The sequence below is a fragment of the Micromonospora sp. NPDC050200 genome, assembly GCF_040656135.1.
In the GTDB taxonomy this organism is placed as follows: Bacteria; Actinomycetota; Actinomycetes; order Mycobacteriales; family Micromonosporaceae; genus Micromonospora.
This window is the reverse complement of the sequence record NZ_JBFALG010000109.1, coordinates 1-10,434: the sequence shown is the minus strand read 5'-3', so window position 1 is coordinate 10,434 and position 10,434 is coordinate 1. Positions and strand designations below refer to the sequence as shown.

Below are 10,434 nucleotides of genomic sequence, written 5' to 3'. Positions count from 1 at the left end.
GGCGGCGATGCCCGCGACTGATGATCAAGGCGCTCGGCCGGTTACCGCGGGTCGGGCCGGGCCGATACGGTAAGTGGCATGTCACAGCCCAGCCCAGCCCCGCGCCGAACCGTTCGACCCCACGGGCATCCACGCGGCTCTCGTCAAGCCCCGTTTCCCGCGGAGTGCTCCGCAGGTTTCGGTAGCAGTCGACGGCCTCCGATCTTCCCTGGCGGGGGAGTATGGGCAGGCTGCGGCGGTAAGGAGCTGCTGTGTGGTGTGGCCTTGCAAATGGGAGCAGATTGGGTGCAGGTTGGCGAAGTGGTCATCGCGACCGAAGCGCTCACCGACTCAGGACGGGGCCGAGGGCTTTGAACTGCGGTGATCTGGGCGAGCGGTTCGGCCTGACCTCCGAGAGATCACCGATGTGGTCAGGGTTCGCTGCTCCCAGCATGGCTCGTGTCCCCGGAGTCATGGTCGTCGGCCGTCACAGCGACAGGGCAGCCCTATATCGATGGCGGCTGCGCAGATCCGCCGTGCCGCACCAGTACCTGGTCCCGTCAGCTGGGACCCTGATCCCACCCGCGTTGCGGTGACCAGCGCATCCTCTGTGGTGATGACTTCGGCGGCACCGAAGAGGTCCACGTCCGCTCAGCAGAGTTACGAAGGTCCAGCTTCTAGTTGCCAGTCAGGTGATCGGCGGTCTTCGCCGGCCGGTGTCGAGGCAGGTGAGTTAGACGGCGACGTGGACGCGCATGACCACGATGACTGAGTTTCAGCGGGCCGGTCGTAGGACTCGGCAGAGCGGTACCCGAGAGGGTGACCCTGCCACTGCACGGGCAGCAATACGCGCTCGTGTCGCGGGTCGTGCGTGCCGAGGATCGCGGCCTGCGGCTTCTTCCAGACCCCGTCCCGGGGCTCGTCACACCCGACCTGATGAGCCTGTGCTGCTCGGGAAGCTGTGAAGAACCTCTGGGCGCATGGCCCCGATTGGGACGACATTGTCGGTATGCCTCTAGATCGCTGAGGAAGGTCGAGCCGCCCTGGTCGCGTGCCTGCGGGATGTATAGCCGGATCAGATCTTGGTAGCCAGCGTGAAAGCCGAGCCCGCTGGTAATAGCGGGCAGCACAGACGGGCCAGTGGAGGCGCTCGGCGTAGGTCCCTGTCTGTCAGGCTGAGATGAGGCAGCCGTTCCGGGAGCTATCGGATGACGGTCCAGGTGACCCAGCCTGCGCTGATGATGAAGCCGAAGCTGATGATGCGGTAGAGGACGACAGCGGCGATGGCGGTGCTGGTATCGATGCCACCGGCGACGAGGCCGAGGATGAGAGCACTGTCGATGATGCCGAGGCCGCCCGGGATGATCGTGATGGTGCCTGCGGCGTAGCCGGCGCAGAACGCCAGTAGGAGTTGGGTGGTGCTGATATCGGCGTCGCTGATGGCGTGGAAGCACAGCCACAGGCAGGCGGCGTCGAGGAGCCAGTTGAGCAGGGCGTAGGTGGCGGCAGCGGCGGCGTGACCCGGCGGGAGGCGTGCGGCACCGAGTTGTCTGGCGAAGCCGATGATGCGGTCCAGTTCGTCGGTGGCGGGTCGGTGCCGTAGCCGGTTGACGTGGGCCAGCGCGCGCACCGCTGATTCGACGGCTTGGGGATGGCGGGTGAGCCTTCGGATGCCGGTGGTGAGCAGCAGCGCGGCCACTGCCAGGCCGGTCAGGGTGTGCCATGGGGGCGCGCCCTGGGAGGCGAGTGCACTGGCCGTGGTGACGACGGCCAGGGCGGCGGTGGAGAGGATGCCGGACAAGGCGATGCACCAGGACGCGACGGCGGGGGTGGCGCCGAAGCGGCGCATCTGCTGGTAGTTGAAGCGGGTGGAGAATACCGGGCCGCCGGGCAGGGTGACGCTGAGCGAGTGCGCGGCGTAGGCGAGCGCCGCATGCCGGTAGAGCGGGACCCGGACGCCGGCAGAGCGCAAAAGCCGGCGTTGCATCCGGGCGTAGGCGCCCATCGCGGCGAGTTCGGCGATCAGAGCCGCGGATAGCCAGCCGGGCTGCGGAGCGCGGAGTTGGCTGAGCGCCGTCGTCAAAGACGGCCAGGCAAGCACCAACTCGATGGAGAACAGGGTCAACAGCGAGGCTACGGCGAGCAGGCGTATCCAACGGCGGCGGCCGCGTTTCGGGCGGGGCCCTGCAGCGGTGGCAGAGGCATCGCCGGTGGCGTGGCTGTGATCTGCGGGCACGACTTTCGCCTCCGGCGACGGGATCGGGCAGGCGGACGTGCCCAGCGACGGCCGGTCCGACAGGCCGGCCGTCGCGAACGCTGGCGAGTGCTGCTGTGTGGTTGGTCAGACTGTCGCGTGCGCGGCCGGCTGTGCGGCTGTGTCCGCGACGGTGGCGGTACGGCGGGTGCGCAGGCCGCTGGCCAGACACAGCACTACTCCGAGCGCGAGCCAGGTCACCAGGAGGATGACGGAGTGGGTGGCGCCGTGGCCGTTGAAGAAGGCGGTGGAGCGCAGCAACTGGCCGCCTGCCCCGGGTGGCAGCAGTTGGCCGAGCGTGCCGGACCAGCCGGGCAGCATCTCGGGTGCGGTCGCGGCGCCCGAGAGGGGGTTGCCGATGAGCATCATGGCGGCGGCGCCGAGACCGAAGCCGGCGTACCCGAGGAGTGACTCCAGTCCGAGGATGCTCAGGGAGGTGGCGGCGATGGTCAGGGCGATGGCGCCGGTGTTGGCCGGGTAGGAGCCGTTGAGCGAGCCGAGCCAGAACTGCAGGATCGATGCCACGGCCAGACCGCCGGTGACTGCGAAGGCGAGCGCCGCGGTGACCCGGCGGGCGGTGCCGCGGACGAGTCTGATCAGCAGCAGCGCGGCGAGCAGGCCGCCCATGACCAGGGGCAGGGCTCCGGCGGCCAGGCCGGCGCCGCGCGGGTCGTCGGCGGGCAGGGGGACGAGGTCGCGGGCGGCGGCCCCGGTGCTGGTGCCCTGTGCCTGCGCCTGGCTGAGCGCGGTCGCGATGCTCTGCAGGGTCTGGGCGACGGCTGCGCTGGCGGCGGAGGCGGTGATGACCTGCGGGGTGCCGGAGCTGACGTCGATCGCCCCGTACACCTCCCGGTCGCGGATCAGCTGTTCGGCGGCGGCGGTGTCGGCGACCTCGGTGATCTCGAAGGCGTCGGGAAGGCGTTGGTCGAGCGCGGCACTGATCTGTTTGACTGCTGTGGTCGGCCCGGCGACGGCGATCGGCACATCGTGCACCGACGAGCGCACCGACGGCCAGGCGAAGGCGATGAGCAGCACGCTGATGATCGCCGTGAGCAGGACGACTGCCCTGGCCACGATCGGCCAGGGTGAGGGCGGCGCATCGGGTGTGGGCGCGGCCTGAGTGGACATGTGATCTCCATCTGAGGGCAGGGTTCATCGCCGGGTGAGCGGGGTCTCGGACTCGACGCGGGTCAGCTTTTCCGGGTTGCGGACGTAGTAGATGCCGCTGATGCGGCCTTGCTCGACACGGACCGCCAGGACGCCGTCGAGCTCGCCGTCAAGGCGCAGGACGAGTGCCGGGTTGCCGTTGACCACGGTGGGTTCACTGGTGATCGTGGCCTCGACCTTCGCGAAGCCCCCGACGAACATGCGGACGACCTTGTCGGCGCCGACGACCGGCCGCAGCGCGGCCTGCTTGACGCCGCCGCCGTCGCCCATCAGCACGACGTCGGGAGCGAGCACGTCGAGCAGGCGCTGCGGATCGCCCGTTTCGAGCGCGTACTGGAGCGATTCCAGCGCCGCCTGGGTCTGGCTCGCGGAGACCACCTGGCGGGGGCGGCGGGCATCGACGTGCTGGCGGGCGCGGTGGGCGATCTGGCGCACGGCCGCGGGGCTCTTGTCGAGGGCGGCGGCGATCTCGTCGTAGCTGACGTCGAAGACCTCGCGCAGGACGAAGACGGCGCGCTCGGTCGGCGTCAGCGTTTCGAGGACGAGCATGAGCGCCATCGACATGCTCTCCGCGAGCTCGACGTCCTCGGCGACGTCCGGCGTTGTGAGCAGCGGCTCCGGCAGCCAGGAGCCGACATACGCCTCCTTGCGGCGTTTCATGGTACGCAGCCGGTTGAGCGCCTGCCGGGTGGTGATCCGGACCAGGTAGGCCCGCTGGTCGGTCACCTGCGCCAGGTCGACCTTGACCCAGCGCAGCCACGTTTCCTGCAGGACGTCTTCGGCGTCGGCAGCCGAACCGAGCATCTCGTAGGCGACGGTGAACAGCAGGTTCCGGTGGGCGATGAAGGTTTCGGTCGCCGGGTCGGTGGGCGGTGTATCCACTGCAAGCCCTCCTTTCGCTCGTCCGGTCAGCGGGCGGCCAGCGCTTTGCGACGCTTGGCCTGCAGCCGCTGCTGACGGGTGTCGTCCCGGAACTTCCAGGTGAAGGAACCGGGCTCGTGCGCCTCGTGCGCCAGGTGCTCGGTCAGGCCTGTGAAACTGCGGCTCTTGATCTTCGCGCCGAGGAAGCCACCGACAGCGAAACCTTTGGCGATGTCGTTCTTCGAGGCGATCTGGACGGTGGCGGCACCGTGCCCCAGGCTGACGCATTGCCCGAAGAAGCCGATGGCGATGGTCGTCGGTTGTCCGCCTGCGATCCGGCTGAGCACCGTGTCGGCGGCGTGCGCGCCGAGCGGATTGGCGGACTGGCAGCTCATCCGCAGCGGCATGTCCGACGGCGCGGCCGGGTCCCCGGCGGCGACGATGCGGTCGTCGTCGACGCTGGTGAGCGTCTCGTCGGTGAGGAGACGTCCGGCGGCGTCGGTGGTGAGCCCGCTGCGGGCCGCCAGGTCGGGGACGCTGAATCCGGCTGTCCAGATGGTCACCGTGCTCCGCAGCTCGCGGCCGTCCGCCAGCCGCACGGCGTCGCGGCTCACCGCGGTGACCTTCGCGCCGGGGCCGTCGATGACGGTTACCCCGAGCTTGGCCAGCCGTTTGGCGAACTTGCGGCGAATCCGGGGGTGCAGATACGGGTGGAGCACCCTGCCACACACGAGGGTCACGGTGCGGCCCTCGGCCGCCAGCTCGGCGGCGACCTCGATGCCCGTCGCGCCGGCTCCGACCACCGTCACCACGGCCGTCGGCGTGGTCTCAAGCACCGACCGCAGCCGCTGCGCCTCTTCCAGGCTGGCCATCGTGTGGGCGTGCTCGGCGGCCCCGGGCACGCTCGGGTCGGCGCTGCCGCTGCCCACCGCGTAGATGAGGTAGTCGTAGCCGACCGTGCCGCCGTCCGCCAACGTCACGCTGCGCCCGGCCGCGTCGATCCGGGTCGCGGTGTCGACCACCAGCCGCACGCGATCGGCCAGGATCTCCCGGTAGCCGACGACCGCGTCGCCGGTTCCGCCCACGAGCTGGTGCAGGCGGATGCGGTGAACGAAGCACGGCCGCGGGTTAATCAGGGTCACGGTCACGTCGTCGCGCTGCGTGAGGCGGTTGGCCGCCATGACGCCGGCGTATCCGCCGCCGACCACGACCACCTCGATGTTCTCCGTCATGGTGTCTCCTCCGTGTCCAGGTGTTGGCCTCAAGACACCACCCGGCCGGTCGCTGTGACAGCGCGTGAGCCGGGTCACTCGCCCCGGCTCACACCCGACGTCCGGCGAGCTGCGGGAAGACCGGTCACCAAGAGCCGTGGTACGCGAGGTTGACCTCCAGGGCGGCGGTTACGGTGATGAAGAAGACGGCCCAGCCGGTGAGTTTGCGGGAGCCCACCCGCAGGTGAGCGACGAGCGCGAGGATGAAGTAGAGCTCGAGCCCGATGGCGGCGAGCACACCGAGCAGCGGCACGGCGAACCCGGCCAGCAGGCCCAGAGTTCCGGCCGCCAGCAGGCCGCCCAGTACCGGTCCCCAGGAGTGTGGGATCCGTTTCATCGTCATCATGGCCTTCGGGTAGTCGTGCCCGGTCAGATAGGTGTACGCGCAGCCGCCGGTGAAGACGGCGGTCAGGACGGTCACCGTGACATAGGCGATGAACATGAACTCTCCGTTCGCATCTAGCTGTTGGTGTGAGGGATGGTTGGTGTGCTGCTTGTGCCTGCCCGGGCCACGCCCAGGCGCGCCACCCAGCGGGTGCCCGCGACCCGGCCCGGCGGCCGGGTTGTGGCCCGATCGGTCGCCGCACGGTCCGGCTGCGTGTTCGGTGAACGCGGCAGCTTCAGCTGGTGAAGGACTCGGGACCGAAGCGGCCCCAGGCAACGAAGACAGCCAGAGCGAGGTAGACCAGGTCGCCGACGATCGTCTTCCGCTCGCCACGGCGAAGACGCATGATCACCGCACCCGTGAACAGCAACGCGACACAGGTTGGCCCCGGGTGACGCGGTTCTTACCAACGCCCCCAGTCGACGACCGCGTCGTGGGATCCGCCCACCAACTGGTGGAGGCGCAGGCGCGGGACGAAGGCCGGGCGCGGGTTGATCAGGGTCACGGTTACGTCGTCGCGCTGCGTGAGCCGGTTGGCGGCCCTGACGCCGGCGTAGCCGCCGCCGATCACGACGACATCGGTGTTCTCAGCCATGGGTGGCTCCTCCGTTTTCCAGGGGTCGGCCTCAGACACCGCGTGACCGGCAGCTGTGACAGCACGTGAGCCAGCTCACCCCCTCGGCGGTGACTGGCAGGGCTCTCAGCGCGTGACGGCAGCGAGCCGCTGCACGCTGTCCGCATGCGGCTGGTGGCGTCCGAAGCCCGGGAGCGGTTCATCGCAGCGCGGGTGCTGCGCCTGGCCGCGGTCGGCGTCGGGTCACCACTGGTTGATGAGCGGCGTGTCCGGTTCGTGCTGCCGCCAGGCTTCGGTGAGGCGGGCGAGGCGGGTGGGGGCGGCGATGCCGCGCACGGTTGCGATCTTGCTGTTGGTGATGTCGAACGTCACGGCGCCGACGACCTGGTCGCCGAGCACGAAGAGGATGGCGGGGGCGCCGTTGACGAGCGTGTAGTGGATGGCGGGCGTGCCGCCGGCAAGTCGCCGTTTCGCGGGTGTGGGCTTGAATCCGGCCCGTGCGACGGCGGCGATGCGCTGCGGAGTGTCGTACTGCAGCAGCGTCTCGGTCAGGCCGGCGCCGTCGGAGATCGCGGTCGCGTCGTCGGTGAGCAGCGCCACCAGCCGTTCGGTGCGGCCCGAGGAGGCAGCGGCGAGGAATTCCTCGACGATCCTGCGTGCGGATGCGGGGTCGACTTCGCCGCCGTGGCGGCGTGCGGCGGTGATGCGGTGCCGGGCCCGGTGGAGGTGCTGCTGGCTTGCGGACTCGGTGATGTCGAGGATCTCGGCGATCTCGGCGTGGCTGTAGGAGAACGCTTCGCGCAGGAGGTAGACGGCCCGCTCGAGGGGTGACAGGCGCTCCATGAGAGTCAGCACGGCCAGGGAGACCGATTCGCGCTGCTCGAAGGTGTCGGCCGGGCCGAGCATCGGGTCGCCGTCGAGGAGCGGTTCGGGCAGCCAGGCGCCGACGGTGCGTTCGCGGCGGGCTTGTGCCGAGCGGAGCCGGTCGAGGCACAGGTTGGTGACGACCTTGGTCAGCCATGCTTCCGGCACCTTGATCCGCTGCCGGTCGGCGGCCTGCCAGTGCAGGAACGCATTCTGCACGGCGTCTTCGGCGTCGGCGGCGGAGCCCAGCAGCCGGTACGCCAGCGAGGCCAGCCGGTTCCGGCTGGCCTCGAACCGACTGGTGTCGAAGCGATCAGTGGCGGTGCTGTCCACGCGGACCACCCTAGGCGGCTACGCGACCGCCTTCTCGGCGGACGCATCCGGCGCGGCGGCCAGGCGGTGCTTGCGCTTGGGCAGGCCGAAGGTCGGGTGCCAGGTGGCCCACAGCGCGGTCTTGATGATGCTCTTCTTGATCCGCGCTTGGTTCCGGCCGCCCAGGTACTTCGGCTTTGCCTGCCCTTCGTCGTCGATCGTCTGCAGGATCCCGTCCCGCCGCCCGAGGCTGATGTAGTTGTACGTGTAGACCAAATTGGTCTTCGCGATCTTGCGGCCGGTCAGGCGTCCCACGATCGCCTCGATCGCCTGCCTGCTGGTGAAGCCGGCCGACGCGCAGGACATCGGCAGCGGCCGGCCGTTGTCGCCGATGGCGTAGGCGCTGTCACCGATGGCGTAGACGTTCGGGTGCGAGACCGACCGCATGGTGCGATCGACGACGATCTGACCGTTCTCGGTGACCTCCAGCCCACCGGCGGCGGCGATGGGGTCGACCGCGAACCCGGCCGTCCACACGGTTGCGTCGGACGCCAGGACGGTGCCGTCGGCGCACAGCACCCGCGTCGCTTCGACGGCTTCGACGCTGGTGTGCTCCAGGACGGTGATGCCCAGCCGGTCGCAGGCCTGGCGCAGGTGGCTGCGGGCTCCGGCGGAGAGCCGGACGCCCAGCTCGCCGCGGGCGACCAGCGCCACCGACAGGCCGGGCCGGGATTCGGCGATCTCGGTGGCGGCCTCGATGCCGGTCAACCCGTCGCCGACGACCAGCACCCTCCCGCCTTCGCCCCGCCTGCGCAGGCTGCCCAGGCTGTCCAGGCGCTCGCGCAGGCGCAGCGCCGAGGGCCGGCCGGCGACGTCGAAGGCGTGCTCGGCCACGCCGGGGACGCCGCGGTCGGCGACGTGGCTGCCGAGCGCGTAGAAAAGCGTGTCGTAGCCGAGCTCGCCGCCGCCGTCGGCGTCGGCCACGGCGACGACCTGGCGCTCGGGGTCGACGGCGGTGACACGGGCCAGGCGCAGCCGGATCCCCGTGCGCGCGAAGACGTCGGCGAGCTTCGGAGCCTTGATCTCCTGGCCGGCCGCGACCTGGTGCAGCGACATCCGCTGGACGAAGTCCGGCTCAGCGTTGACCACGGTGATCTCGGTGTCCGCCGGGGACAGCCGGCGGGCCAGGATCCCGGCCGCGAAGGCCCCGGCATAGCCGGCGCCGAGGACGACGATGCGGTGCTTCATGTGTTGCTCCTGTCGGTTCGCTTGCTTCCTGTGAGTTGAGCGGAACGGCGCCCCGATTGCTGACAGGAACTGCATATGGCATGGGTCACAGAGCGGCAGGAGCGCCGCCCAACGATGCGCGCGACGCCGAGGCGGCGCAGATGCAGGCCGAGCTGAACGAGGTGATCCGCATCCCCAAAGGCATCCGCGCCGAACGACCCCACGCCACCGCCGAGCAGGTCGCCGCCATCGTCGCCCGACAAGCCCGCCCCTGCGACGGGCTGATGATCCTCACCGCCGCCTACACCGGCATGCGATGGGGAGAACTCGCCGGCCTCCACCGCGACAACCTCGACCTCATCACCGGTGCCATCTATGTCCACCCCGACGTCGGCGCACTCCACGAAGTCGAAGGCAAGCTCTACCTCGGCCCACCCAGGACCAACGACTCCGTCCGCCACATCCGCTTACCCCGCTTCCTCACCAACCTCCTCGCCGCCCACCTCGCCGAACACCCGCACCACACCGTCTTCCCCGGCGCTCGCGGCCACCACCAACGCCGCTCCAACTTCAACCGCCGCGCCTGGACCCCCGCCGTCGCCGGAGACACCACACGAGGGGTCCCGCCGATCCTGCCCGGCATGCACTTCCACGACCTCCGCCACACCCACAAGACATGGCTCATCGAAGACGGCATCCCCAAAATTGCCCAAGCCCGACGCCTCGGACACCGCCTCGCGGGCGTCAGAGGCATCTACAGCCACGTCACCGAACCCATGATCACCAACCTCGTCAACGCTCTGCAACGATGCTGGGATACCACCCAACCCGACGGCCCTGGCAGCACCGTGCGGCGCCTGCGGGCCGTCGCCTGACATCCTGGTCAGGGATGATGACGACATGCTGCAAGCGTTCGTAGCCGGGCCGAGCCGAGCCGCGCTGCGCGGTGTGTGCGCAACCCGCATCGCGGGTGGAACTCGTTGCGCCCGGCGCTGAACCCGCCAACTGGCGGCAATGGTCACCGCGGCAAACCGACGCTTTCGACACCGACCGACAGCGCCACGGCGGCCAGCAGTGGTGGCTGCTGTTCTCGGGAATCGAGGCTGGCAACGGACACGGCCAACCGGTCAACCTGACAGAAGCGACGACAATCGCGAGTGCTTTCGCCCAGCCCTACCGGTACGCCTCGGTGCATACGGCCGGATTCTACGACGATGCCGGATTCTGCGGCCAGTGCGATGCGCCGTACTGCCGCGACCATTGGAACGTCTCCAGCACCGGATACGGCGCCTGCCCCCGCGGCCACGGCAAGAGCCTCGACCCACACTGGTGGCCCGACGACCTCTAGCCACAGGAATCTCTGGCCTCCTTGGTGCTCAGCCAAGGTCCAAGGCGACGTACGCGCAGTCGTGGTCGTCTGGCGGCCGGCCCTGCCCCGGCCACCGAGAGGGCGGTTCGAAGATCTTTGAGTTGGTCTGTGGCTTGAGTCCGTTTGGAGATCGTTCTGCAGGTTCGTTGTGGATAGTGATCACTCGATGTC

The 10,434-nt window shown here is 69.6% G+C and carries 10 protein-coding genes; 2 read left to right on the top strand and 8 right to left on the bottom strand.

The genetic code is table 11. The annotated features are described in order from the left end of the window. Positions 1-1,180 precede the first annotated feature (1,180 nt). From AB0I41_RS33615 to AB0I41_RS33580, 8 genes are all read right to left on the bottom strand, one after another. Positions 1,181-2,104, bottom strand: a complete 924-nt coding sequence (locus AB0I41_RS33615) for a YbhN family protein (protein WP_357115104.1) — start codon at positions 2,102-2,104, stop codon at positions 1,181-1,183. 216 nt (positions 2,105-2,320) lie between these two features. Further along, entirely contained in the window at positions 2,321-3,307 is a 987-nt protein-coding gene (locus AB0I41_RS33610; protein WP_357115102.1) for a hypothetical protein, read from the bottom strand. A gap of 78 nt (positions 3,308-3,385) precedes the next feature. Further along, positions 3,386-4,282, bottom strand: coding sequence for an RNA polymerase sigma-70 factor (locus tag AB0I41_RS33605; protein WP_357115100.1), 897 nt, complete (start codon positions 4,280-4,282; stop codon positions 3,386-3,388). Between the two features lie 26 nt (positions 4,283-4,308). Next, positions 4,309-5,493, bottom strand: coding sequence for an FAD-dependent oxidoreductase (locus AB0I41_RS33600; protein ID WP_357115098.1), 1,185 nt, complete (start codon positions 5,491-5,493; stop codon positions 4,309-4,311). A gap of 124 nt (positions 5,494-5,617) precedes the next feature. Beyond that, positions 5,618-5,974 (bottom strand): DoxX family protein, encoded by a 357-nt coding sequence (locus AB0I41_RS33595; protein WP_357115096.1) that lies wholly within the window; start codon positions 5,972-5,974, stop codon positions 5,618-5,620. Positions 5,975-6,320: 346 nt separating this feature from the next. Next, positions 6,321-6,512, bottom strand: a complete 192-nt coding sequence (locus AB0I41_RS33590) for an FAD-dependent oxidoreductase (RefSeq protein WP_357115094.1) — start codon at positions 6,510-6,512, stop codon at positions 6,321-6,323. 222 nt (positions 6,513-6,734) lie between these two features. Next, positions 6,735-7,688: a sigma-70 family RNA polymerase sigma factor gene (locus AB0I41_RS33585; RefSeq protein WP_357115092.1), complete on the bottom strand. Its 954-nt coding sequence runs from the start codon at positions 7,686-7,688 to the stop codon at positions 6,735-6,737. A gap of 18 nt (positions 7,689-7,706) precedes the next feature. After that, positions 7,707-8,915, bottom strand: coding sequence for an FAD-dependent oxidoreductase (locus AB0I41_RS33580; RefSeq protein WP_357115090.1), 1,209 nt, complete (start codon positions 8,913-8,915; stop codon positions 7,707-7,709). Positions 8,916-9,055: 140 nt separating this feature from the next. Between AB0I41_RS33580 and AB0I41_RS33575 the strand changes: the two genes are divergently transcribed. Next, positions 9,056-9,769 (top strand): site-specific integrase, encoded by a 714-nt coding sequence (locus tag AB0I41_RS33575; protein WP_357115088.1) that lies wholly within the window; start codon positions 9,056-9,058, stop codon positions 9,767-9,769. Positions 9,770-9,864: 95 nt separating this feature from the next. After that, a complete protein-coding gene (locus AB0I41_RS33570; RefSeq protein WP_357115086.1) occupies positions 9,865-10,242 on the top strand; it encodes a hypothetical protein in 378 nt (125 codons plus the stop codon). The last annotated feature ends 192 nt before the right edge of the window (positions 10,243-10,434 follow it).